The organism is Eggerthella hominis (genome assembly GCF_014287365.1).
In the GTDB taxonomy this organism is placed as follows: domain Bacteria; phylum Actinomycetota; class Coriobacteriia; order Coriobacteriales; family Eggerthellaceae; genus Eggerthella; species Eggerthella guodeyinii.
In genome coordinates this window covers 47,294-71,798 of sequence record NZ_JACOOA010000001.1, presented here as the reverse complement: position 1 = coordinate 71,798, position 24,505 = coordinate 47,294, and the positions used below count along the sequence as shown (strand labels likewise).

At 65.1% G+C, this 24,505-nt stretch carries 21 protein-coding genes and 3 tRNA genes; 6 read left to right on the top strand and 18 right to left on the bottom strand.

All coding sequences use genetic code 11. The features are described 5' to 3' along the window. Nucleotides 1-33 precede the first annotated feature (33 nt). Nucleotides 34-2,637: a cell wall-binding repeat-containing protein gene (locus H8S61_RS00335; RefSeq protein WP_186937523.1), complete on the bottom strand. Its 2,604-nt coding sequence runs from the start codon at nt 2,635-2,637 to the stop codon at nt 34-36. Between the two features lie 104 nt (nt 2,638-2,741). Further along, entirely contained in the window at nt 2,742-3,821 is a 1,080-nt protein-coding gene (serC, locus tag H8S61_RS00330; RefSeq protein ID WP_186937522.1) for a 3-phosphoserine/phosphohydroxythreonine transaminase, read from the bottom strand. A gap of 548 nt (nt 3,822-4,369) precedes the next feature. Between serC and H8S61_RS00325 the strand changes: the two genes are divergently transcribed. Together H8S61_RS00325 and H8S61_RS00320 are read left to right on the top strand one after the other, a co-directional pair. Then, nucleotides 4,370-6,016, top strand: coding sequence for an FAD-dependent oxidoreductase (locus tag H8S61_RS00325; RefSeq protein WP_186937520.1), 1,647 nt, complete (start codon nt 4,370-4,372; stop codon nt 6,014-6,016). A 113-nt stretch (nt 6,017-6,129) separates the two neighbouring features. Further along, entirely contained in the window at nt 6,130-7,053 is a 924-nt protein-coding gene (locus H8S61_RS00320; protein ID WP_186937518.1) for a LysR family transcriptional regulator, read from the top strand. Here the strand turns inward: H8S61_RS00320 and H8S61_RS00315 are convergent. The 4 genes from H8S61_RS00315 to H8S61_RS00300 form a co-directional block, all read right to left on the bottom strand. Then, entirely contained in the window at nt 7,050-7,520 is a 471-nt protein-coding gene (locus H8S61_RS00315; protein ID WP_186937517.1) for a tRNA (cytidine(34)-2'-O)-methyltransferase, read from the bottom strand. The genes H8S61_RS00320 and H8S61_RS00315 overlap by 4 nt on opposite strands. After that, a complete protein-coding gene (locus H8S61_RS00310) occupies nt 7,517-9,577 on the bottom strand; it encodes an ABC-F family ATP-binding cassette domain-containing protein (RefSeq protein ID WP_186937515.1) in 2,061 nt (686 codons plus the stop codon). The genes H8S61_RS00315 and H8S61_RS00310 overlap by 4 nt, the downstream gene beginning before the upstream one ends. 187 nt (nt 9,578-9,764) lie before the next feature. Then, entirely contained in the window at nt 9,765-10,184 is a 420-nt protein-coding gene (locus H8S61_RS00305; protein ID WP_186937514.1) for a cupin domain-containing protein, read from the bottom strand. Nucleotides 10,185-10,223: 39 nt separating this feature from the next. Then, nucleotides 10,224-10,763, bottom strand: coding sequence for a flavodoxin family protein (locus tag H8S61_RS00300; protein ID WP_186937513.1), 540 nt, complete (start codon nt 10,761-10,763; stop codon nt 10,224-10,226). Between the two features lie 162 nt (nt 10,764-10,925). Between H8S61_RS00300 and H8S61_RS00295 the strand changes: the two genes are divergently transcribed. Beyond that, nucleotides 10,926-11,303, top strand: a complete 378-nt coding sequence (locus tag H8S61_RS00295; protein WP_154334046.1) for a MerR family transcriptional regulator — start codon at nt 10,926-10,928, stop codon at nt 11,301-11,303. A gap of 90 nt (nt 11,304-11,393) precedes the next feature. Here H8S61_RS00295 and H8S61_RS00290 read toward each other — a convergent pair whose 3' ends face one another. The 4 genes from H8S61_RS00290 to H8S61_RS00275 all read right to left on the bottom strand — a co-directional run bounded on the left by H8S61_RS00290 (nt 11,394) and on the right by H8S61_RS00275 (nt 14,451). Next, the gene (locus tag H8S61_RS00290; protein WP_101722236.1) at nt 11,394-11,597 is read right to left on the bottom strand and encodes a cold-shock protein; all 204 of its coding nucleotides are present in this window, start codon (nt 11,595-11,597) and stop codon (nt 11,394-11,396) included. 219 nt (nt 11,598-11,816) lie between these two features. Beyond that, nucleotides 11,817-11,891: transfer RNA gene (locus tag H8S61_RS00285), tRNA-Asn, on the bottom strand. Between the two features lie 127 nt (nt 11,892-12,018). Continuing rightward, nucleotides 12,019-13,065 (bottom strand): tryptophan--tRNA ligase, encoded by a 1,047-nt coding sequence (gene trpS, locus H8S61_RS00280; RefSeq protein ID WP_186937511.1) that lies wholly within the window; start codon nt 13,063-13,065, stop codon nt 12,019-12,021. A gap of 72 nt (nt 13,066-13,137) precedes the next feature. Then, nucleotides 13,138-14,451 (bottom strand): acetyl-CoA hydrolase/transferase family protein, encoded by a 1,314-nt coding sequence (locus H8S61_RS00275; protein WP_186937509.1) that lies wholly within the window; start codon nt 14,449-14,451, stop codon nt 13,138-13,140. A 181-nt stretch (nt 14,452-14,632) separates the two neighbouring features. Between H8S61_RS00275 and H8S61_RS00270 the strand changes: the two genes are divergently transcribed. After that, a complete protein-coding gene (locus tag H8S61_RS00270; RefSeq protein WP_154334049.1) occupies nt 14,633-15,145 on the top strand; it encodes a DUF6125 family protein in 513 nt (170 codons plus the stop codon). Nucleotides 15,146-15,200: 55 nt separating this feature from the next. On the opposite strand, the gene H8S61_RS00265 is transcribed toward H8S61_RS00270, so the two are convergent. Further along, a tRNA-Ile gene (locus tag H8S61_RS00265) sits at nt 15,201-15,275 on the bottom strand. Between the two features lie 160 nt (nt 15,276-15,435). On the opposite strand from H8S61_RS00265, the gene H8S61_RS00260 reads away from it, so the two are divergent. After that, nucleotides 15,436-15,510, top strand: a tRNA-Val gene (locus H8S61_RS00260). Nucleotides 15,511-15,551: 41 nt separating this feature from the next. Here the strand turns inward: H8S61_RS00260 and H8S61_RS00255 are convergent. The 6 genes from H8S61_RS00255 to H8S61_RS00230 all read right to left on the bottom strand — a co-directional run bounded on the left by H8S61_RS00255 (nt 15,552) and on the right by H8S61_RS00230 (nt 21,136). Beyond that, complete coding sequence (locus tag H8S61_RS00255; RefSeq protein ID WP_222617522.1) at nt 15,552-17,672, bottom strand: putative bifunctional diguanylate cyclase/phosphodiesterase; 2,121 nt, start codon at nt 17,670-17,672, stop codon at nt 15,552-15,554. Between the two features lie 18 nt (nt 17,673-17,690). Beyond that, complete coding sequence (locus H8S61_RS00250; RefSeq protein WP_186937507.1) at nt 17,691-19,103, bottom strand: GGDEF domain-containing protein; 1,413 nt, start codon at nt 19,101-19,103, stop codon at nt 17,691-17,693. A gap of 214 nt (nt 19,104-19,317) precedes the next feature. Then, nucleotides 19,318-19,785: a PH domain-containing protein gene (locus H8S61_RS00245; protein ID WP_186937505.1), complete on the bottom strand. Its 468-nt coding sequence runs from the start codon at nt 19,783-19,785 to the stop codon at nt 19,318-19,320. Next, nucleotides 19,778-20,128, bottom strand: coding sequence for a translation initiation factor IF-2 (locus H8S61_RS00240; RefSeq protein WP_186937504.1), 351 nt, complete (start codon nt 20,126-20,128; stop codon nt 19,778-19,780). The genes H8S61_RS00245 and H8S61_RS00240 overlap by 8 nt, the downstream gene beginning before the upstream one ends. 7 nt (nt 20,129-20,135) lie before the next feature. Beyond that, nucleotides 20,136-20,798, bottom strand: coding sequence for a DUF3887 domain-containing protein (locus tag H8S61_RS00235; protein ID WP_186937502.1), 663 nt, complete (start codon nt 20,796-20,798; stop codon nt 20,136-20,138). Next, nucleotides 20,795-21,136: a PadR family transcriptional regulator gene (locus H8S61_RS00230; protein WP_160941814.1), complete on the bottom strand. Its 342-nt coding sequence runs from the start codon at nt 21,134-21,136 to the stop codon at nt 20,795-20,797. Before H8S61_RS00230 ends, H8S61_RS00235 begins: the two co-directional genes overlap by 4 nt. Before the next feature lie 146 nt (nt 21,137-21,282). Here H8S61_RS00230 and H8S61_RS00225 point away from each other — a divergent pair, with 146 nt between their 5' ends. Next, complete coding sequence (locus H8S61_RS00225) at nt 21,283-21,984, top strand: YczE/YyaS/YitT family protein (protein WP_186937501.1); 702 nt, start codon at nt 21,283-21,285, stop codon at nt 21,982-21,984. A gap of 106 nt (nt 21,985-22,090) precedes the next feature. Here H8S61_RS00225 and rlmKL read toward each other — a convergent pair whose 3' ends face one another. Further along, the gene (rlmKL, locus tag H8S61_RS00220; protein WP_186937500.1) at nt 22,091-24,403 is read right to left on the bottom strand and encodes a bifunctional 23S rRNA (guanine(2069)-N(7))-methyltransferase RlmK/23S rRNA (guanine(2445)-N(2))-methyltransferase RlmL; all 2,313 of its coding nucleotides are present in this window, start codon (nt 24,401-24,403) and stop codon (nt 22,091-22,093) included. Between the last annotated feature and the right edge of the window lie 102 nt (nt 24,404-24,505).

Genomic DNA, 24,505 nt, shown 5'->3' with positions numbered 1-24,505 from the left:
ACCGGTCGGACGCTGTTCGCATCTACGGGAGAATCACGGAACCGCCCTTCGCAACGCATCGTACGTTGATGACGACACGGCGGCCGCGCCCCCAAAAACAAACCCCGACGAAATACTCGCCTTGTTAGCCTTGATAAAAGAGTCGATGGCGGACCGGTTGCCATCACTCACTAGAACGAGCGTTGCGTTCTGCTTTCCGCACAAAGCAGAACCGGCAAGCGCGTCGTAGTAGCTATCGCCCGTTGCGACGCCTACCGTACTTTTCGACATACCTTTCGAGATGCAGTAGGTTGCAATAGCGGAACTCGTCTCATAGCACGTCGCGCCGCCCTTGCGTACGCAGGAAACCCCAGAAAGCTGCTTCTCCACTTCGTTGGAAATAGCCGCCGTCCCACCGCAAATCAGCACTTCGGTGAAACCTCCGGCCAAGATCGCGGAGCGCACTTTCGCATCGAGCTTCTTTGTCGAGGAATTCGTCAAGAACACGGGAGCCGCTTTCGCATACGCCAGCGGTGATGCAGATAGCGCATCCTGGAACGTAGCCGACGTCGCGATGACGGCCGTCTTTCCCCACGATCCCTTTCCCTGCTCGTAGATTTTGAGAGCCGTGTCTATTGCGGTCGCCCCTGCGAGCCGTTTCGTGTTCAAGCTGTTGGACCGCAGCTGATCCTCAACCGCACCAGAGACAGCCGAGGTGCCCCCCGCTATGTACACCGTCTTCACTCCCAGTCGCCTAATCTGATCATACGTCTGCCACGACAGATAACGACCGTCCGTAAGGAGGATGGGGCATTCTTTCAGTCCCGCAAGCGCCGATGCGGTCAGAGCATCCCAATACCCGTCCATCGTCGCCAGGATCACGTTGTCACAGCTTCCGGCGTAGAATCCTTGCTCAGTGATCGCCGCCATGGTGTCAAGAGCGATGTCCCCGGATAGTCGATTCCATACCGTTGAGGGAGTCCCGGCAGAAGCGATGTCCTTGAACGACAGATGAGATCGATTCGCGTACGCCTCAGCTGTTGATCCCGCATACCCGTACACCATGCACATGAAGAAGGGGGTACCATCGAACTCCATGCGAGGGTTGTAGACGTAAGCTTCGTCGATCCCGCCCCCGCCCCACTCGCTCAGCATAATCGTAAAAGCACCGTCGCCGACGCGCTCGACAGTCTTGGGCAATACAACTTTTTTCATACCGGTCATCGCGAATGCGTTGGGATTGATGGTCTTCACGCTGCTCGGAAAGGAGACGGAAGCCAGAGACGCGCATTTCATGAATGCCTGCTCTTCGATGCTCGTCACCCCTGAGGGAATGTTGATCGAAGAAAGTGATCGGCAATCTTGAAAGGCCGACCGACCAATAGAGCGCACCGTCGACGGAAGCGTCACTGAAGTAAGATGACGGCTGTTCGCCAAGGCGCCGGGAGCGATGGAGGCTACCCCCGAGGGCACGGAAAACAGCGTATTCTCCCTCCCTTGCGGATATGCGACAAGGGTTTTACCATCCTTGGTATACAACACGCCATCGATCGACTTGTATGCAGGATTAGCAGCATCCACCTTATACGCCACGCAAGAAGTCAGACCGGCAAAGCAACTGTCTCCGATGCTTGTTATCGTGCTTGGGATGGCTATTTCTTTGATAAGCGTCGCGATGGAGCTCCGCATAAACGCCTCATCCTCAAGAGCCGTCATGGTCGTACCGCCAATCACGCTGGGCACCACCACGCTTGTCGCAAAACCATCGTACTGGCGAATCGTATGGTCCCGCGTGATATAGGGAGGATTCTCTTCCCAATAGAAACCGAACTCAGGAGTTGCATCGAAAACGACATACGACCCGTTGCTAAAACGAGCCACAGCATCCCTATGGGTAGGAGCCGCAGCGGCAGGGCTGCGATCTGCGTTTCTGAACCGACAGTCAACGCCTATGCGTTTTCCAACTTCCTGCATGAAATACGCACCTGACCAGCAAGTTCCCTTGCCGTAAAGCATTAAGTCTTCCCAGGAGCTGTAATTGCTATCGTACGTTAAACCTCCGGCATACTTGCATGCCTTAACCATCTTCTGATAAGGAGACAGATCGGACGTCAAATTTGCTTTGATCCAAGCATCCAGTTTCGAGGATGCTTCTTGATAAGGATCCGCCAATGCAACGATGCCCTCCGCTTCTTCGTCGCCCCCGTTGAGCGCGTAGAATCCGAAACCCTCTGCAAGCTCCGCTTCTAGATAACCTTCAAGTCCTTCGATCGAGGGGTCAATGGGACCCGGATCGACCGTCGAGACATCGGCATCTTCATCCTCGATCAGAGGAAGCGAATCGTGGGGTTCGTTTTCAACAGCTGATGGTCCCGAGTCGCTTTCAACCGATTCCTCCTTTTTTGCAGACGAATCGTTTTGATCAACATCGTCAGCACTACCGCCTGACTCCGATAGCGGAGCACCGGATTCCGGATGCTCGCTCGAAGGCTCGTTTGCGAGCGCGTGATTTGGAAAAGGCCCGCCTTCTTCAGCCTCCTCAAGCCCTTGAGCAGGTATCGGGGCAAGAGAAACCGCAAGAACCGTCGCCAACACGCAACTAAGAAAGCGCTTGCAAACACAGCCTTTCATCGAGACTCGATCGTCGAACAGCCCCATCGATACCACCCCTTACATTGATCCCCTTCAACACGACGCTCCATCCGCCGACGCAACGCACCGAAACGCACGGCGCCGGATGAAGCCCCCGCCAATCGTCCCCCCTACCCGTTCTCCCTTTCGAATTCTTCCATGAACTTCACGAGGGCCTCGACGCCTTCGCGGGGCATGGCGTTGTAGATGCTGGCGCGCATGCCGCCGACGCTGCGGTGGCCCTTGATGCTCTCGATGCCGACCTTCTTCGCCTCGGCGACGAACTTCGCGTCCAGCTCGTCGCTTCCGGTGACGAACGGCACGTTCATGATGGAGCGGTCCTCGGTGCGCGCCGTGCCCTTGAACAGCGTGCTCGCATCAAGGAAATCGTACAGCAGCTGCGCCTTCTCCACGTTGCGCTGCTTCATGGCCTCGAGGCCGCCCTGGGCCTTGAGCCACTGGAACACCTTGCCGCACATATAGATGCCGTACGCAGGCGGCGTGTTGTACAGGCTCTTCGCGTCGACGTGCGTGTCGTAGCGCAGCATCGTGGGAGTGCCGGGAAGCGGCTCGGACACGAGGTCGTCGCGGATGATGACGATGGTCACGCCGGCGGGGCCCACGTTCTTCTGCACGCCGCCGTAGATGAGGCCGTACTTCTCAACGTCCATCGGCTCGGACAGGAAGCACGACGACACGTCGGCCACGAGCGGCTTGCCGTTGGTGTCGGGCAGCTCGTGGTACACGGTGCCGTAGATGGTCTCGTTCTGGCAGATGTAGACGTAGTCGGCGTCGTCGGACAGCTCGAGGGCGCGCACGTCGGGCACGTAGCTGAAGTTCTCGTCCTCGGACGAGGCTGCGCAGCGCGCGTCGCCGAAGAGCTTCGCCTCCTTGAACGCCTTCTTCGACCACGAGCCGCTGACGACGTAGTCGGCCACCTTGTTCTTCATGAGGTTCATCGGGATCATCGCGAACTGCGTGGACGCGCCGCCCTGCAAGAACAGCACGCGGTAGTTGTCGGGGATGCCCATGAGGTCGCGGATGTCCTGCTCGGCAGCCTCCATGATGGCGGCGAACGGCTTGGAGCGGTGGCTCATCTCCATGACCGACATGCCGGAGCCCTGGTAATCGAGCATCTCGTCGGCAGCCTCGCGCAGCACCTCCTCGGGCAGCACCGCGGGACCGGCGGAGAAGTTGTACACTCGAGCCATAGGAACGACCTCCTTGAAACGTGCGCAGATAATGGGGTCAAGTATACACGCAAGCCCCCGCTCCGCGCACGCTTTATCCCGCTAAAGCAGCGAATGCGGCGCGGACGGCGCCGGGCGCGTGTGCGCAACCGCCCGAAGAGACTCGGCGACACGCGAATCGACGAATGGTAAGCAATTTTTTCGTTTTGCGTGAAAATCCGGCAGATTCGAAGGCTTTTCGGATGCGATCGTGCGGCAAGGGCCAGCGTTTTCCCAGGTCGTTGGAAACCGCTTCGCCCATTTCGGCACGAGACGCATCGAAATCGCACGCAAAACGAAAGAATTGCCTAGAATCCCGGATTTCCCGCGCCGACGAAGGCTGCGCGCGGAAGCGGGCGTTCGGGCCGGCACCCGACGACACGCCCAACGCCCCGCCAAAGCGGCTGCCAACCGCCATCGGATGTTCCCATCGCGGCATCGAAAGGGCCGATGGCGAAACCGCCCGACCCGCCCGTACAATCGGGTCACGGGCCGACGGCAAGGAGCGGCCATACGGGGAAGGATGAGATATGGACACCGAAAACGCACGAGGAGAGGACGCGTCCAAGCGTTCGGCGGAAAGCGCCGGCCTCTCTCGACGGAGCTTCCTGCAAGGGTCCATCGCGGCCGGAGCCGCGCTCGCCATGGGCGCGTTCGCCTCAGGATGCGCGCCGACGGAAAACACAGCGAAAGGCGACCCGAAAACCGAGGGGGACGACACCGCGGCAACGCAGGAGCGCACGGTGCTCACGCCCACCGAAACGCGCGATGTCGACGTCGTCGTGGTCGGCGCCGGCGTGGGCGGCATGGCCGCCGCGCTGCAAGCCGTCGAACAGGGATTGAACACGGTGCTCCTCGAGAAAGAGAGCGTGACCGGCGGAACGAGCTCGTACGCCGAAGGCATGTTCGCCATCGATTCGCACTGGCAGCAGGAAGCCGAGGTCGACTACACCACGGCCGAGGTGCTCCAGAAGGTCATGGAATACCATCACTGGATGGCGGACGCCGAGCTGACGAAGGCGTTCTTCGACGCATCGGGCGACACCATCGCCTGGCTCGAGAGCAAGGGAGGCGTGTTCAACGGCGTCGAGACCCTGGGGCCCTCGCTTCGAACCTGGCACACCTACGAAGGCATGGGCGCGGGTTTCACGAAGCGCTTGGCGGAGGCTTGCCGAAGCCAGGGAGTGGAGGTGCTCGTCAAAACCGCAGCGAAGCAGCTGGTCATCGCCGACGACGGCTCCGTGAGCGGCGTCATCGCCGAGACCGGATCGGATCTCGTGCAATTCAACGCGCGCGGCGTCATCCTGACGAGCGGCGGTTACGCGGACAACGCCGACATGATCAACGAGTACACCATGCACGACTACGACGACCTCACCGTAATGGGGACGCCCGAGTGCACGGGCGACGGCATCCAGATGGCCCTCGAGGCGGGCGCCGACACCCACGTGCTGGGCACGATGATGATGTGCGGCGGCGCCATCAAAGGCATGAGCGCATCGTCGCAGCTCAACGTATGCGCGGGGCGCCAGCCGATGCTCTGGGTGAACGAGCACGGCGAGAGGTTCGCCAACGAGGGCATCGTGACGAACTTCTCGTTCACGGGAAACGCGATGGGCCTGCAGCGCGAAGTGTTCAACGTCATCGACGCCGCCGCCATGCGGCACATCACCGAAGTCGGCTGCTACAACGGGCGCGGGGTGTACATCAGGACCGGCGAGCCCATGACCGAGTTCCACGACGAATTCGAGAAAGAACAAGCTGCCGGCAACCCCTACATCTTCAAAGCCGACACCCTCGAGGAGCTTTGCGATCTCACGGGCATGGAACGCGAGCCCTTCCTCGCCACCGTGGAGCACTACAACGAGCTGTGCGCCGAGGGAGCCGACGCCGATTACGGGAAGAAAGCCGACTACCTGCAACCCGTGAAAGAGGCGCCGTTCTACGCGTTCAAGCTGGCCAAAGCGTATTACTGCACCGTCGGTGGGCTCAAGGTGAACACGAACAACCAGGTGATAAGCACCGAGGGCAGCCCCATCGGCGGGCTGTACGCGGCAGGCTGCGACGCGGGCGGCCTGTACGGCTCGTCGTACGACGTGGGCATTGCCGCCGGATCCCAACAGGGCTGGACCGCCCACGGCGGCAGAACCGCCGCGAAGCATCTCGCATCCCTCTGACGCCCGACCCCCTCCATCGGCGTTCTGCGGTTGCGAACAGCGGTTTCATCATCGTTGCGGCTTCGCCTCGAACCTGGTAGGTTGGAGGCGAAGCCAAGACAAGGGAGGGCACGATGGACATCCACAAGCTCCGTTGCGTGGTCAGCCTGGCGAAGCTGAAGAACGTCACGCGAGCGGCCGAAGCATGCTACATGGCGCAATCCACCATGTCGAGCACCATCGCGTCCGTCGAGGCCGAAGTGGGCGCGACGCTGTTCACGCGCACGAACCGGGGCGTTTCCACCACCGTCGCGGGAGATCGGTTCGTCGAGGCCGTCGAGGACGTCGTCTCCCGCTACGACAAGGCGGTCGCCTCCGCGCAAGCGCTTTCGGAGGAACCGCCGCCCGCCATCACCATCGGCTTCAACTCCACGCTCGTCGCCGCCTCGATAGCCCCCATCGTCTCCCTTTTCGCACGCGACAACCCCGACGCGCCCATCCGGTTCTGCAAGCAATCGATCAGCGAGCTGGCCACCTGCCTCAAAGACGGGCGCGCCGACATCGCGTTCGGCAACCAGTTCGTCGCACGCAAGTTCCCGCACATGAGGTTCGTGCCCGTTGCGGAAGGGAGCCCGTGCGTGTACGTGCCGAAAGACCATGCGCTCGCCCGGAAAAACACCGCCACCATCGACGACCTCGCGCACGAGCAGCTGCTGTGCGCTTCGTCGGGATACGACCCGCACGGCATCTCGGCCGCCGCCGAGGTGCTCAAAGACGGAGGGGTGCCCTTCACCGCGACCAGCCCCGTGGACAACGAGGAGGCCATCGTGTCGATGGTGGAGTCGGGTTTGGGGCTCTATCCCGCCTCGACATGGTACCGGCGGGCGTACGAGGACCGCGTCGCCTGCGTCCCCCTCGAGCTGGACGTCGAGCGCATGCAGATCGTGATCGCCTGGAGAGACGCCGAGCTCGATGCCGTTGCGCGCGACTTCGCCGCCTGCGCACGCGTCGTGTTCGACGGGCTCGAAGAAGCGTGCCCCTCCGGGGACGCTTCCTAGCTTAGCGCGGGGTAGCCTTGCTGGCGGAGGGCCTCGTAGGCTGCCACCGCCACGGCGTTGCTCAGGTTGAGGCTGCGCAGGCCGTCGCGCATGGGGATGCGCACGCAGCGCTCGGCGCGGGCGTCGATGACCTCCCGGTCGAGGCCGCGGCTCTCGCGGCCGAACACGAGGTAGGCGCCCTCGCCGTAGGAGACTTCGGCGAACGAGCGCGAAGCATGCCCGGTGAACAGGTGCAGCTCCTCGCCGTCGCACGCCTCGAAGAACGCCGCGGCGCACGGCCAGCGCACGATGTCCACCTCGTCCCAGTAGTCGCATCCGGCGCGCGCCAGGTTCTTCTGGCTCAGCCGGAACCCCATCGGCTCCACGAGGTGGAGCCGCGCTCCCGTGCAGGCGCACGTGCGCGCGATGTTGCCGGTGTTCTGCGGGATCTCCGGCTCGACCAGCACGATGTTCAAAGGCTGCGTCACAGCTGCTCCGCCTGCTTCGCCATCTCCTCTTCCAGCTCCTCGGTGAGCAGGAACCACTCCTCCTCGGCGGCGGCCAGGCGCTGCTTGAGCTTCGTATGCTCGGCCACGGCGTCGGACGAGGCGTCCTCGTTGATGTAGAAGTCGGGGTCGGCCATCTGCTCGAGCAGCTCGGCCATGCGCGCGTTGTCGCGCTCCATCTGGCGGTCGAGATCGGCGATCCGCTTGCGGTGGTTCTTGAGCGCGGCGTAGGCGCGGTTGCGCGCCTCGGCCTCGCGGCGCTTCTGCTCCTTGGTCTTGGGCGAGCTCGCGCGCGGTGCGGTCAGCTCCGCCGAAGAGGCGCCTGAGGCCTCAGCTTTCGCAATCGGCTTCGCTTTGGGTTCCTTGGCCTTCCCCGCCGCCTTCGCCTGCCGGTCCTCGTCGAGCATCTCGTCGACGAGCGACGGCCCGCTGGGCCCGTCGCCGTCCAGCTGCCCGCTCTTGAACAGGTAGTAGTCGTAGTCGCCGTCGTAGTTCGTCGCCTTGCCGGGCTCGATCTCCACGATGCGGTTCGCCACCCCGCGAATGAGGTGCCGGTCGTGCGTGATGAACAGGATGGTGCCCTCGAACACCTTGAGCGCCTGCTCGAGGATGTCGGCGCTCGCGATGTCGAGGTGGTTCGTCGGCTCGTCGAGGCACAGCAGCGGGCGCGGCGCCACGAGCATCTTCGCCAGCGCGAGGCGGCTCTTCTCGCCGCCCGACAGCACGCTGACCTTCTTGTCCACCGCGTCGCCCGTGAACAAAAACGCGCCCAGCAGCGTGCGCACCTGCGAGATGCTCCAACCCGGGGCCGCGTGGTCGAGCTCCTCGAACACGGTGTTGCCGGGGTGCAGCTCTTCCAGCTGGTGCTGCGCGTAGTACGTCTTCGACACGTGCACGCCGTACTCGATGGTGCCCGCGTCGGGCTCGATGGCGCCGGCGATCATCTTGAGCAGCGTGGACTTGCCCGCGCCGTTGGGGCCCACGAGCGCGATCTTGTCGCCGCGGTACATGGTGAAGTCGAAGCCGTCGTACACCGCCTTGTCGCCGTAGCGCTTCACGAGGTTGCGGGCGCGCACCACCTCGTCGCCCGTGCGCGGCGGCTGCTTGAAGTTGAACTTGACGGTCTTCTTCTCCTCGGGAAGCTCGATGCGCTTGATCTTCTCGAGCTTCTTCACGCGGTCCTGCACCTGCTTGGACTTCGTGGCCTTGTAGCGGAACTTCTCGATGAAGGCCTCCATGTGGGCGATCTCCTCGGCCTGACGCGCGGCTTCGGCGCGCAGGCGCTCGAGACGCTCATCGCGCGTCTTGAGGTAGGCCGAGTAGTTGCCTTTGTAGAGGTTGACCTGGCCGTTATCCACTTCGGCCACGCGGTCCACCATGTTGTCCATGAAGGCGCGGTCGTGGCTGACCACGATGACCGTGCCGGCGTAGCCGCGCAGGAAGCCCTCGAGCCACTTCACGCTTTCCAGGTCGAGGTGGTTGGTGGGCTCGTCGAGCAGCAGCACCTCGGGGTTGCGGATGAGCAGCTTCGCCAGCGCGATGCGCATCTGCCAGCCGCCCGAGAACTCGGTGGTGGAGCGCGCGAGGTCGTCCTCCTTGAAGCCGAGGCCGAACATGACGCTGCGCACCTTCGCCTCGATGGTGTAGCCGCCCAGCACCTCGTAGGCGTCGCGGGCGCGGCCCGCGGCCGCCAGCTGCTGCGGCGTGGGGTTCTCGCCCAGCTCGGCCTCCAGCTTGTGCAGGCGGCGCTCGGCCTCGAGCACCTCCACCTGCGAGGACATGACCTCTTCGAAGATGGGCTGGTCGCACATCTCGATGGCCTCCTGCTCGAGGTAGCCCACGCGCGCGCCCTTCGCGAACAGCACGCGGCCCTCGTCGGCGTCCTCGGCCCCCGAGATGATGTTGAGCATGGTGGTTTTGCCGGCGCCGTTCGGGCCCACGAGCGCGAGGCGCTCGTATTCCTCGAGGCGGAACGTCACGTCGTGGAAGAGCTGGCGCCCTCCGAACGACTTCGAAATATGTTCGAGCTGCATGATCATGATGCGTGCGTGCTTTCTGCTTGTGCGGGTTGCTGCGGCGCCGCGCCGAATGGACGCAGCCTGCTTATGATAGCGGAAGAAGCCGCTTGTGGCGAAGCGGCTTCCCCGTTCCCAGAAAGCAACTACATCGGAGGCCGGGCGACGGGGCCGGCGCGGCCTCGCCGCCCGGCGCCCCCGCCCGGTAGGCCTACGCGAGCGCGGCGTACTCCTCGTCCGACACGGGCTCGAGCCACTCGTTCGACGCGCCCTCGGCCGGCACCGCGATGGCCACGTGCGAGAACCAGCTGTCGGGCGCCGCGCCGTGCCAGTGCTTCATCTCGGGCGGGATGCTCACCGTGTCGCCCGGCCTCAGCTCGCGCGCCGGCGCGCCCCATTCCTGATAGTAGCCGCGCCCGCCGGTGACCAGCAGGATCTGGCCGCCCTTGTGATGCACGTGCCAGTTGTTGCGGCATCCCGGCTCGAACGTCACGTTGCTCACGCCCACGCCCGCATCCGCGTCCGCGAGCGGCGCGAGGTAGCTCTGCCCTGCGAAGTACGCCGCGTAGGCGTCGTTCTTCTCCCCCAGCGGGAACACCGCCGCCGGGCCCAGGCTCTCGTTCATGTCCATGGTTCCGTCCTTTCCTCGTCGATCGCAGCCGGTGCGCGCCTACGCGCCCAGCCCCAGCTCGTACGCCTCGTCCATCGCCGGATTGCCGACGACGGCGCCCTTCTCCCACGCGCCCACGGCGTACACCGCGCCGCGCTCGACGGCGCCCGGCAGGCAGTCGGTGAAACCGCGCAGGCCCTCCATCGTGCGCTCCATGAGCGCCTTGTTCCCGTCCGCCATGACGGCGATGAAGTAGAACTCCTTGCCCGAAAACTCGGTATACCGGGCTACCGTGCGATCGATGAGCGCCTTGAGCTGGGCGTCCATCGAGTAGAAGTACACGGGCGTCGCCAGCACGATCGCGTCGGCCTCGGCCATCTTGTCCAGCACGGCCGCCGCGTCGTCGCGCAGGGCGCACGCGCCGTCGTGGCTGCGGCAGTAGTCGCAGGCGCTGCAGAAGCCGATCTCCCGCTCGCGCAGGAACACCTCGTCCACGATGTTGCCCGCCTCGAGGGCCCCTTCGATGAACCGCTCGCACAGCAGGTCGGAGTTGCCGCCCCTGCGCGGGCTCGCCGCGATCACCAGAATGCGCTTCGTCATATGCTTCGTCCTCTCGTCTTGGATGTCTGACGGGTTCCATCCTATTCCTTCGAGTTCACTCCAAGTCAAGAGGTTATATGGACCGAATCCGCTTTCGCCCGATCGCTTGACTTGGAGTGCGCTCCATGTGCTTCAATGCACGTACGAGGTAAGGAGCATCCCATGAAGATTGCCGAAGTGAGCAAAGAGTACGGCCTGTCCGCCGACACGCTGCGCTACTACGAGCGCATCGGCCTGCTGCCGAACGTCACCCGCACGGCGAGCGGCATCCGCGACTACAGCGAGCAGGACTGCATGCGCGTGCAGTTCGTGAAGTGCATGCGCGGGGCGAGCGTGTCCATCGAGGCGCTGATCGAGTACATGGCCCTGCTGGAAGAGGGCGACGAGACGCTCGAGGCGCGCAAAGCGCTGCTCGAGGAGCAGCGCGACCTCGTGCAGGCGCGCATCGCCGAGATGCAGGCCGGGCTCGACCGCCTGAACTACAAGATCGACAACTACGAGCAGACCATCCGCAAGACCGAGAAGAAGCTGCGCGGCTGACGAGGGCGCGGCGGACGCCGCGGGCGCGAGCTTCGCGACAACAAAAAAGCGGCCCCTCGGGGCCGCCTCATCAGCTCGTGCTATCAGCGCTTAGAGCACACAGACCTGGGTGGCCTGGCTCTTGCCGTTGGAGCCGGACGCGATCACGAACTCCACCTTGGCGTTTTCGTCGAGGCTCTTGTAGCCGTCGCCCTGAATCTCGCTGAAATGGACGAACAGGTCTTCGCCGTTCTCCTGGGAGATGAAGCCGTAGCCCTTGTCAGCGTTGAACCACTTAACCGTACCTTGAGACATACAAACCTAACTTTCCACCCCGAAGGGCACATACCGGCAGCGCACATCCTTGAGCGGCGCTCCCGTAGACAGGCGACATCTTGTCGCGCACCTCACTATACGCCCCGCCCCGGCGAATACGGAGAGCGCACGGGTAATAGATGCGAGCACACACGATCCACATGCGGGCCTGCAGCAAAAAAAGGAGGCCAGACGAATGTCTGACCTCCTGCAAGTTCATGGCTCCCCGGGTAGGATTCGAACCTACAACCCTCCGGTTAACAGCCGGATGCTCTGCCGTTGAGCTACCGAGGAATGTGCGCCCTTGATTGCGCAAGTGAAGATTATACCGGAACCTCATCTTTTCGCAATACCGAATTTCGGAAAATCGGGCACATGCACGATAATCGTCGATCCGGCCAGCTCATGCGCATAAAAGGGCCTAGTACACCATGTTCATGGCCGCGCGCACCTCGTCGAGCGTGGCGTTCGCGATCTCGTTGGCGCGGCGGTTGCCCTCGCGCAGCACGTCCTCGATGAAGCCCCTGTCGCCGGCCAGCTGCACGCGGCGCTCGCGGATGGGCGCGAGGAACTCGTTCACGCTTTCGGTGACGTACTTCTTGAGCGCGCCCGAGCCGCCCTCGCCGATCTCCTCGGCGATCTCGACTTCGGTGCGGCCCGTGCACAGCGCGGCCGTGGTGAGGAGCGCCGACACGCCGGGACGGTTCTCCTTGTCGTAGGTGATCAGGCGGTCGGCGTCGGTCTTCGACTTCTTGATGAGCTTGGCCGTCTCCTCCGCGGTGAGCGACAGGCTGATGGCGTTGCCGTAGCTCTTCGACATCTTGCGCCCGTCGAGGCCGGGGATCTCCACGGCGTCGTTCAACACGCCCTCGGGCTCGGGGAACACGTGGCCGTAACGCTCGTTGAAGCGGCGCGCCACCTGGCGGGTCTGCTCGATGTGCGGCAGCTGGTCCTTGCCCACCGGTACGATGTTGCCCTTGCAGAACAGGATGTCGCACGCCTGGTGCACGGGATACGTGAGCAGAAGGCCCGTCAGCGCGTGGCCCGACGCGTCCATCTCCGACTTCACCGTGGGGTTGCGCAGCAGCTCGGACTCGGTGACCAGCGACAGGAACGGCAGCATGAGCTGGTTGAGGGCCGGCACCGCCGAGTGCGTGAAGATGATGGTCTTCTCGGGGTCGATGCCGCAGGCGAGGTAGTCCACCACCATGTTGTACACGTTGTCCTGGATATGCTCGGTGGTGTCGCGGTCGGTGATCACCTGGTAGTCGGCGATGATGATGCGCGTGACGATGCCCATATCCTGCAGCGCGACGCGCTCGCGGATGGTGCCGAAGTAGTGGCCCAGGTGCAGCCGGCCCGTGGGACGGTCGCCGGTGAGCATGGTGTACTTCTCGGGATGGACGGGCAGGTCGGCGCGGATCTCGTCGGAGCGCTTGCGGCTCGCTTCAAAACTATCGATGCTCATGGTGTCGGTTCTCCGTTGATCTCGGTTCCTCGTTTGGCGTTTGCTCCGACCCAGTATAGCGGTTTTCGCCGCTCAGTACAGCAACCCGAGCGCGCGGGCCTCGCGGGCCAGCTCGTCGCGGACGTCGGGGTGCGCGATGGAGATGAGCCGCTTCGCGCGCGTGGGGATGTCGCAGAAGCGCAGGTCGACGCAGCCGTATTCCGTGCAGACGAGGTGCACGTCGGTGCGCAGCGTGGTGACGACGCTGCCGGGCGCGAGCGTGGGCACGATCTTCGACACGGGGCCCGCGCTCGTGCGCGCCCTGCTGGTGAGCGCCACGAACGACATGCCGCCCTTCGAGGCGGCCGCCCCGCGCACGTAGTCCACCTGCCCGCCCGTGCCCGAGTACTGGCGGCTGCCGAAGCTCTCGGCGCACACCTGCCCCGTGAGGTCGACCGCGATGGCCGAGTTCACCGACACCATGTCGTCGTTCGCGCGGATCATGTCGAAGTCGTTCACGCGCTCGTAGGGCGTGAAGAGCACCGCGGGGTTCCGCTCGATGAACGCGTGCAGCTGCGGCGTGCCCACGGCGAAGCCCGCCACCGACACGCCGGGCAGGTGCGTCTTGCGGCTGTTGTCGATGACGCCCTCGCGCTGCAGCTCGGCCATGACGTCCGGGAACATCTCGCTGTGCACGCCGAGGTGCCTCTTCGAGCGCAGCCCCTGCCCCACCGCGTTCGCCAGGCCGCCGATGCCCAGCTGGATACAGGCGCCGTCCCGCACGCGGTCGACGATGTGCTCGGCGATCTTCAGCTCCTCGGGCGCGCAGGCCGCCGGCGCGACGGGCGCGAGCGGCTCGGCGTGCTCGACGACGGCGGCCAGCTCGGACACGTGGTAGTCGTGGGCGGTGCCGTTCACCGCCGGAAGGCAGGGGTTGATCTGGGCGACGATGGCGCGCGCGTGGCGCAGCCCCGCCGGCGTGAAGCCCAGGGGGCCGATGTTGCACCGGCCGTGCTCGTCGGGCGGCGTCATCGGCACGATGGCCACGTCGGGCCGCACGGAGGCCAGGTAGCGCTCGGTGTTGCTGAGATGCAGGGGCACGTAGGTTGCCGAACCGGCCCTCATGCCCGCGCGCTCGTTCGCGCCGTTGAAGAACGACCGGTAGCGGAAACGGCCCTCGGGCACCGCGAGACGGTCGAGCCCCAGGTCGCCGTTCGTCATGTTGCCGTGCAGCTCGATGCCCTCCACCTCGCCCGCCAGCACGCGCTGCAGCAGCGCTTCGAGGGTGTGGCGCGCCACGTCGAGGCCGCCGATGAACACCTTCGACCCGCTCGGCGCGAAGGCGCGCACCGCGTCTTCGGCGCTCATGACCTTCTGCTCGTAGTGGCGCTCCCAGGGTTCTCCCATAGCCTCGCTCCTCGACGTTTCCCCTTCCGGAGTTCATTCTGGATGCTGCGGTTCGGGGAATGAACCCCTAAATGCGCCGATTTGAGGAACGCCGGAGGCGCGGAGGGGCCCGTCGCGCGCGTTATAATCGCTTGCATGCGAAACGAGCCCGGTCGCCGCGAGGAGAAGTTGGAGAAGCCCCATGAACGAAGCCGTGCAGAACCTGTCCAAAGACGAGCTTATCGAGCTGCTGGAGATCTACGCGAAGAACCTCATCGCGCTCGACGGCACCTGGTTCCAATCCATCGAGGCCGAGGATGGCATGGACGCGGCCATGCACCACGACGTCGAGGCATGGCGGCGGTTCAGCGTGTCGGAGGCGCGGCGCATCAAGAAGTTCCTCAAGCTGGACGAGCGCCCGGGCATCGAGGGGCTGGCGCGGGCGCTCGCGCTGCGCTGCCAGTCGGCCGCGAACGTGGACGAGATCGTCGTGGACGGCAACGAGCTCGTGTACCGCATCGTGGACTGCCGCGTGCAGAACGCGCGCGAGCGCAAGGGCATGGGGTTCCACCCCTGCAAGAGCGTGGGCGTGGTGGAGTACGGCGTGTTCGCGTCCGCCATCGACGACCGCATCGCCACCGCGTGCCTCAGCTGCTACCCCGACATCGTGGACGACACCTGCAACTGCGCCTGGAAGTTCACGCTGAAGGCGTGACGGATATGGAAAAGCCGGCTGCACGAGGTCGTCGCGCAGCCGGCTTGCGGTTTCGTGGTGGGCCCAGCAGGGCTCGAACCTGCAACCAAGGGATTATGAGTCCCCTGCTCCACCATTGAGCTATAGGCCCGTACAGCGTCCCGCTATTCTATCCCAAAACGCGCGCGGATGCCAAGAGGGTAACGAAGACCCGCCTGAAAACCAATTTCGGGAAAATTGAAAAAAGGGCCTTGCGCGTATCTGGAACTACCGGTAAAATATCCAAACGTTGCGAACGACGCAGCCGATCCGGTCGCTTGGCTCAGCGGGAGAGCATCGCCTTCACACGGCGGGGGTCACAGGTTCAAATCCTGTAGCGACCACCATGAATTCAAAAGCCTTCCTTCGGGAAGGCTTTTTCGTTCCCTCAGTCGACCTCCGCGCCGTACACGAGCCGCTCGAACGATGCGATGTCGACGGGCCGCGAGAACAGGTAGCCCTGGATCATGTCGCAACCCACGTCGACGAGGAACGCGCGCTGATCCTCGGTTTCCACGCCTTCGGCCACGGTGCGCATTCCCAAGCGACGCGCCAGATGGACGACGATGTCGATGATGTCGGCCCCGCGCGCATCGCCGAGCGCCGAGGCGTCGAAGAACACGCGATCGAGCTTGAGCGTGTCCACCGCCAAATCCTTCAACACGTTGAGCGAGGAGTACCCGCTGCCGAAATCGTCCATGGAGCACTTGTAGCCCGCCTCGTGCATCGAGTCGATGACTTGCGCCAGCCGCTCAGGGTCCTCGAACACGAGCGTCTCGGTCAACTCGAACTCCACGAGCGAGGCGGGCACGCCGTACCGCGCGCGTATGACCTCGAATCGCGCGAGGAACTGCTCGTCGTACAGGTGGGCGCGCGACAGGTTCACCGAGACGGGCACGGGGCGCACGCCGGCGTCGATCCACTTCCGCAGCATCTTGCACACCTGCTCGAACACGTAGAGGTCCATGCTCACGACGAATCCCGTGCGCTCGAACAACGGGATGAAGTCGTTGGGAGCCACGAGGCCGCTCGCCGGATCGTCCCAGCGCACGAGCGCCTCGGCTCCCGCCACCTCGTCGCGGCGCAGATCGTACTTCGGCTGCAGGTAGACGACGAACTCGCCCGCCTCGAGGGCCGCGCCCATGCGGTTCTCCACGTCCTTCTCCTTGGCAAGCCGCACGCGGTCGTCGTTGCTGTAGAACCGGCAGGCGCACAGGCGTCCCACGCTCGCGCGGCCCGACATCTTGCGGGCGAGGTTCGCACGATCCTGCAACATGACCATGGGAAGCGTCGGATCGTCCACCAGATACACGCCCGCCGTCATGGCGATCGCGTACCCCGGCGAACCGTCGAGCACGAAACGGCGGTTGGCGGCGGCCACCATGTCTTCGAGACGCGCCGCGATGCGCGCCTCGCCGTCGGCCTCGAGCAAGAGGCTGAACTGGTCGGCCGCGATGCGGGCCGCGAACTCCCCTTCGTCGAGGCCTTCCTGGAAGCTGGCATGGAGCGCTTCGAGCACCGCATCGCCCCGCTCCAACCCGAACTGGTCGTTGATGACCTTGAACCCGTCCACGTCGAGCGTCGCCAGCGCGAACGCGCCCGGCACGGCCGTGCGCAGCGCAGCGCCCGCATCCCTTTCGAAGCTGGCCCGGTTGCGCCCGCCCGTCACCGGGTCGACGAAGGCGAGCCGGCGCAGCTCGTCGGAGCGCACCTGCTCGAGCTCCATCGCCTCGTCCACGTTCGTGAACGTGACGTAGAGCACGGGCACGCCGTCGTCGGCCACCTCGTCGGTGAACCGTCCCACAACGCGAATCCACGCGGAGAACCCGTCTTTGCGCGGCATGCGCAGAAGGCATTCGTAGCCCGCGTCGCCCGCCGCATGCGCCTCGGCCACGGCGTCCGTCAGCTTCGCATACTCCTCAGGATCGGAGGCGAAGTACCTGCTGCAGCGACCGTCGAAGACGTCGACGAACTCCTCGCGTCCGTAGCCGATCATCTCGAAGAAGAAATCGTTCGCCCACATGATCTGCAGATCGTCGGTGAACCGGTGCTTGCTCACCGCCACATGCAGCGTGCTCATGAGCATGTTGTACTCCCGGAGCAGCGTCTCCTCCATGAAGCGCCTCGCCACCCCGGCGAGCGCCGCCGCATCGGCCGCGCGGCGGAGCGTCTCGTCGCGTCGCGCGCTCGCGCCGTCGACGCCCACCTCGCGAGCGATCTCGATGCGCAGCGGACGGTCCCGCTCGAGCAGCCGGTCCTTCAGCAGGTATCGGCGCTGCGTGACGGGGTTGTAGTGCTCCCACGTGACGCACCGTTCGCAGGTGAGCCGGTCGTTCGTGCAGAACGGGCACGGCGCGTCGGCGCCCTGCAGCAGCTCGTAGCACAATCGCCCGTCGGTGCCGTCCACCCCCAGTTGCCGTTTCGCGCGATCGTTCAGGTAGACCAGCTCGTAGGTTTCAGGGTCGGATACGTAGGCGGCCTCCGCGATATCGTTCAAATACTCGAACATGGCGTTTCCCCTCCCCGCTTACCGCGTCGTGCGGTCGCGGTCGAGTTCCGGATGCTCGACGTAATAGGCCCGCTTCGCTTCGTACATCTTCCGATCGGCCCGGCCGACGGCGTATTCCACCTGGCATGGCTCGGACGCGTAGAACGACCCGAGCGCCGTCGAACAGGCCCGCTCCTCGAACAGCTCCTGAGCACGCACGGTCTTGTCGCGGAAACCCGCCTCGTCCACATCGGGAACGATGGCCAAGAACTCGTCGCCGCCCAGCCGATACACGGTCGAGCCTTCGAACACGGCGCTCAGCACCTCCGCGACCACCGAGAGCATCCGATCGCCCTGGGCGTGCCCCTCGCCGTCGTTGATCTCCTTCAAACCGTTGAGGTCGACGTACGCCACGCCGAAGCCGCTGCGCGCGCCGCCTTCGTCGAGCAAGGCCACATCCGAGATGTAACGGTTGCGGTTCGCGAGGCCCGTGAGCGAATCGACGAAGCCCAAGGCCCGCAGCCGCTCCTTCGCGCGGAAGCCTTCAAGCTCCATGGAGAGGAAGTACGCCAAGCTGTCGAAGAACTCGCGCGTACGCCCGATCTGCACCGCGGACGGGTTGTCCACGCCGATCGACCCGATGAGCTCGCCGGAGGCGAGCAGCGGAGCGTTGACGAGCGACGTGATGCCCTGGGGCTTGAGCAGGGCGTACTCGCTCTCAGATCGCTTCCTCACCTCTTCGATGTCCTCGACGACCATCGTCTCCCGACGCAAAAACGGCGACACCCACTCGCCGACCACGCCCAGGTCGATGTTCTGCAGCGCGCCGATCTGCGGCTCCACGCCGGGCGCGCACCACTCATGCGAGTTGCTGAACTTCTCGCGACCCTCCGGCGTGCGGTGCACTTGGAAGATGTAGGCCCGGTCGGCGCCCATCGTCTCGCCGATCATCCTCAGCACCGACGACATATCGCCGGCGAATCCGTCGATGTCGCGCATCTCGCGCACGCACCGCACGAGCAGGCGCTCGAGCCCCAGCTCCGATTCCAAGCCCAGCAGTTGACGACGGTGCTCCGACATGTCGAACGCGATCTCCAAGCGCGCCGTGCGGCCCTTCCAGTCGATGAGCCGATCCTTCAAGGCGTAATAGCCGCTCAGGTTCTCGTTGTAGCGCGTCCACGCGTAATAGGAGTCGTGCGTGAGGAAGCGGTTCGTGCAGAAGTCGCAAGGGGCGTCGTTGCCCATGATGGCCTCGTAGCATTTCCGACCTTCGTACGGACCGCCGATCAGCTGCTTTGTGCCCTCGTTGGCATAGAGCATGTCGTAGGTTTCCACGTCGGAGATGTAAACGAGCTCGCCGAGCACGTCGTAGTTGTACAGCACCTCGTCAAGGGATATGGTCTGAGGCTGCGCGAGCGGCACGTTCTCGCGTTCGGCATTCGGTGCGTCCATGGCAACTCTCCGCATGCGATCGGAATATAAATGCGTTCAGCATATGCCAAGAGCCAGCGCAAGCTGAATCCTCGGCTTATCATATCACAACGGACACCGGTTCCGATCAGCTCCGGTCGCCGAGGGCCTCCGACGCGCACATGCCTGCGCCCTCGCCGCGGATCTCGACGATGCGCTTGATGGCTCGCATCCCCATGCAACCCGGGCGCGCGACTCAAACGGAAACGGAATCGCGCGCCCGGCGGTCGAGCTTGGCGTCGGGGCAACGGCGGGCGAGCTCGGCGTAGAAGCGGTCCTTGTCCCTGACGGCGATCATGAGCTCGTCGTAGCCGATGCGCAGCTCGATGCGGTCGAAGGACGCGGCCAGGGAGGCCAGCGGGTTGTGCGTCTCGCGCGCCTGGCGGATCTTCGCGACGGGGTACGTCGCTTTCTGGAAGCCGAACACGATGAGGAGGTTGCCTTCGCCGTCGAACTCGACGTAGTTGCGCAGGAGCGTGGGGATGATGAGGAGGTCGCAGAGGACGAGGGCGAGGGCGCTCACGCAAAGGCCTATGAGCGCGCCCTCTTTCGCGGGATCGGCGAGGAACGACACGAGAGGCCACGCCAGCATGACGTTGACGCCCACCGCCAACGCGTAGTACCACCCGTCCACTTTCCCCGCGAACCTCATCGACTCACCCATGATGCTCCTTCAACAGGTCGGCATGCGTCTTCAGCGAAAGGGCGATGAGCACGACGACGCCCAGGGCCGCTACGATGCCGACGACCAGGCACGCCGTGCGCACCGCCTCGTTCTGCTGGGCGTAGTTCCACGCCCCGAAGCACCAGAAATCGAGCGCGAGCAGGAAGATGGCCGCGCCCGACCGCCGAGCCTCCCGGCGGTACTGCGCCTCGCTCGGGTTGAGCGCCAGGAAGTCGCCTCCCCCGGCGAGGATGCCGAAGCACCGCAGGTTGCCCGCGAACACGAACCCGCCGTACACGGCCACGAGGATCCCAACGACGATCAATGCGATGAGCGTTTCCATGGCGCGCCTACTTCATACGAATTCCGGCAAGTTCTTCGCCGCTCAGGAAGCTGATGCCGTACGTTACCGTCGCATTCTCGTACACGGCGACGACCTCCACCACATCGAACACCTGCCCGGATTGCGAGATCTCCGTCGCGTACGCATTGCCGAACGACTCGAAGGCGCCCCAATCACCGGGGACCGTGATCTCCCTCGCTTGCTCCATCGTCTCGGCGTTAAGACCCGCTTTCATTTCGTCGATCGACATCGCCTGCAGCGTTTCGTAATCGCCCGCGTCGAGCAGCGCGACCACTTCCTGCGCGCGCTCGATCACCTGCTGCTCGGTTTGGTGGGAGCTCTGCCCCGCGGGGGCGGTTTTCGGCGTGGCCCACCAGGTTGCTCCGCCGATGATCGCCGCCACGACGACCACGACGGCAGCCGCGATCACGATCGCCTTGGTGCGCTTGCGCTTCTTGCCGGCGGCGAGCTCGGTTTCGGGGAGGTCTTCGTTGAAATCCTGCGCCACCTGGCGCGGATCGCCCATGCGAGCCTCGACCTGCTCCCACGTCTCTCCCGAGGACAGCGCGGCGGCGATGTCGGACTCGAGGTCGCGCACGAATTCGGCCTGCCGGGCCTTCGAGCACGCCAGACGCTTCGCAACCGCCTTCACATAGGATGTTTGGTTCATCGCTCCTCCTCCATGATCGACCGCACGTATCCGTCGAATTCGCTCCAAAGCTCGTACATCTCGCGCAGGGCGCTGCGCCCCTCGTCGGTGATGGCGTAGTACTTGCGCGCGGGCTCTTTCGCGGTGTGCGCACTCAGGCGGCTCGTCACGAGGCCGCCGTCTTCAAGCCGGTAGAGAAGGGGGTACAGCGTGCCCTCCTTGAGCGCAAGCGCGCCCTCGGTGCGGTCGCGCAGCTCGCTGATCAGCTGATAGCCGTACTTCTCCTCGTGCTGCAACAGCTTCAAGACGAGCATGTCGAGCGCGCCTTTCTTCATCTGCTGTGCGAACCGAAGCTGCATCCCGCGTCCCTCTCCTCTATACCTAGCAATACTAAATATATCTGATCTGCGGATACTATGCAATAGAGATCAGGCGAACGAACGCTCCCCATATCGGCACGGTTGCTCCCTTGCCGCGAACGGGGCTCAGGGATACAATCGAGGGCATGAAATCCATCGCAGCGCGTTTCGGACTGCTCGTCGCGGGCGTTCTCGTCATGACGGCCGGCATCGTCCTCGTCACCAAAAGCAATCTGGGCACCTCGCCCATCTCGTCGCTCGGCTACGTGCTGAGCCTGGCGTTTCCCGACGTGTCGTACGGCACGTTCATGTTCGCATGGAACTCGGCGCTCCTCGTCGGCCAGATCGCCATCCTGCGCCGGCGCTTCAAGGCGTTCGCGCTGCTGCAGATCCCCTTGTCGGTGCTGTTCAGCCTCGGCATCGACGGCTTCAGCCAAGCGCTGTGGTTCGTGGCGCCCGACAGCTACCCTGCGTCGTTGGCCGTGCTGGCCCTGGGCGTGGCGGTGCTCGCGTTCGGCGTGGCGTGCACCGTGGTGGCGAACGTGGTCATGAACTGCGGCGAAGCGTTCGTATGCGCCATCACGAGCACCACGGCCTGGAACTTCGGCCACACGAAGGTGGGCTTCGACCTCGGCTGCGTCGCCTTGGCGGCGGTGGCGTCGTTCGCGCTCATGGGCGGCCTCGCGGGCGTGCGCGAGGGAACCGTCGTGGCCGCAACGGCCACGGGGTTCCTGGTGAACGCGTTCATCAGGATGATGGGCGGGGTGAGGCCCGCTTTGGGAGAGGCGAAAAAGCGCGAGGACGAAAGCCCCCTCCCCCATGGCGCGGAGTATAACCGCGCGGACTGAACAGGACACGTCGTGCCTGTTCGACCAGGTCGCGGCGTGCGATCGGCGCGGCGGGAGCGGCGCGGACCGGTAAGCCGATGTCGCGCCCTTGATCACAGGAGGATCCTTACCCCCTTTTCACCAGGTAGCATTTGTGGATGCGGGGGTTGCGCTCGAAGTCGTGCGGGATCGTCTGGGGCGTGATGTCCTCGAGCACGACGCCGTATTTCGCCAGCTCCTCCTCGTCGGGCTTGAACGAGCGCAGGTTGCACGAGAACACGGCCTCGCCCTCCTCCGACAGGAGGCGCGACACGCCGATGAGCAGCTCCACGTGGTCGCGCTGCACGTCCCAAGTGCGCTTGCCCATGGCCTTCGAGTTCGAGAACGTGGGCGGGTCGACGAACACGAGGTCGAAGCGACGGCCCGTACGGCGCGCCTCGGTGATCCACGCCATCACGTCGCCGCGCTCGAAGGTGTGCTCGTCGCCGTCGAACCCGTTGGCCGCCATGTTGCGCTGCGCCCAATCGAGGTACGTCTGCGACAGGTCCACCGTCGCGGTGCTCTTCGCGCCGCCCCCGGCCGCGTGCACGCTGGCCGTGCCCGTGTAGGCGAACAGGTTGAGGAAGCGCTTCCCCTCCGCCTTCGACCCCACGAGCTCGCGCGTCAGACGATGGTCGAGGAACAGGCCCGTGTCCAGGTACCCCGCCAGGTCGACCTCGAGCAGGTAGCCGTCCTCGCGCACCTGGGTGACGTAGGAGCGCCGCCCGGCCTCGCGGTACTGGCTGCCGCCCTTGTCGCGGCGGCGCACCTTCGAGAACACGTGGTCGGGGCGCACGCCCAGCACCACGGGCGCGAGCGCCAGCACGTCGTCGTAGCGACGCTGCGCCTTGCCGGGGTCGATGGTCGAGGGCGCCGCGTACTCGGCGATGTGGAGGTACAGGTTGCCCTCGGCGTCTCCCGCGCCCGGGTACACGTCGATGGCCACCGCGTAATCGGGCAGGTCGGCATCGTACACGCGATAGCACGACACGCCCTCGCGGCGCGCCCACTTGCGGCGCTCCTTGGCCGTCTTGTGCAACCGCGCCGCGAACTGCTCGGACGAAGGCTCCAGCACCTCCACCACGTGCTCGGCCCCGCCGGCGGAATCGGGCACGATCGCCTCGTGCGCCTTGACCGGCGGCTCGTCGAACACGGACGCCTCGGTGGCCACCCGATCCTGGCCGAGCGTCGCGTGCGCGACCGGCGCGCTGCCGAAGCGCGCTTCCACGCCCTCGCCGCCGGCGACCGCGAACGTGGAACCAGCCGGGGCCGCCGAGGCGGCGCGCACGAACGCAGCCGCTTCGGCCTGGGCGCGCGCGTCGGATTGGGAGCGTTCGCCCGTCGGCAGCACGCTGGCCACCGTGCACGTCATCTCCTCGAGGTCGCGCACCCTGCCCGCCGCCGCGCATGCCCGCTCCACCAGCTCGCCGACGTTCTGGGCATCGGCCGGCTCGATGCTCACGGCCTGGCGCAGCCCCGCGCGCTTCGCGTGGGTGCGCGCCCGGGCGATGGCCGGCGACGACGTGGAAGCGCCGGCGAAGCGCACGTACGCCGGATCGGGCGGTGCCGACGCGGGGCCGTCGAGCGCGCCCGGGGCCGTCGCCGACGCGAGCCCGCGCTCGAACCGCTCGTCGGCGTCGTCGATGAGCTCGTTCCACAGCTCGGGTTGGGACCGATTCCAGCCGAAGAAGCCCCAGCGCTCGCGCGTCAGGCCGGGCGCCAGGTCGCAGGCGGCCGATGCCGCCTCCACCACGAGGAAGCCGTCGCCGCACGCCGGGTCCACGCACGCCTCGCCGCGGCTGCCGCGAGCGCGCCAACCGGCCAGCGCCAACAGGCCTGCCGCGAGCGCGCACGACAGCGGCGCGTCGGGGCCGTCGTCGGGCGTGAGGTAGGAACGGTGGTACAGCGACTCGCCCGACAGGTCGAGCGAGATGGTGGCGCGCCCCTCGCGCACGCGCACGTCCACCGTCGCGTCCGCGCAGGCGGCGTCCACGTCGGGTCGCTCGCCGCACACCTCGCGCAGGCGGTCGCACACCGCGTCCTTCACCTTGAGCGCCGTGAAGCGCGTGTTGCGCAGCTCGTCGTTCATGCCGTGCGCCTGCACGGCCATGCTGGCGCCCTCGACGATGACGTCCTCCCAGGGCAGGCGCCGCACGCCCTCGTACAGCAGGTTGGCGTCGCCCGCGTTCACGCGCCCCACCACCACGAGCACGCGCGAGGCCAGCCGCGACCACAGGCACGCGGACAGCGCATGGCGCACGTCGCAGAAAAAGGCGACGCCCCCACCAAGGGGGCGCACGCGCTTGATTCCGAGACGCTTCAGCTCGTCGGCGAGCGGCGCTTCCAAGCCGGACAGGCAGCTCGCGAACAGTTCGAGGTTTTCGTTGCAGGGTTGGCTCATGCCGGGAACTCCTTATAAAGGGAAGAGGAACCGTACCCTTGGGCGCGGCCCCTCTTCCATGGCGCGGGAGCAGATGTGCGATCCATCATCCGCATCCGCGCC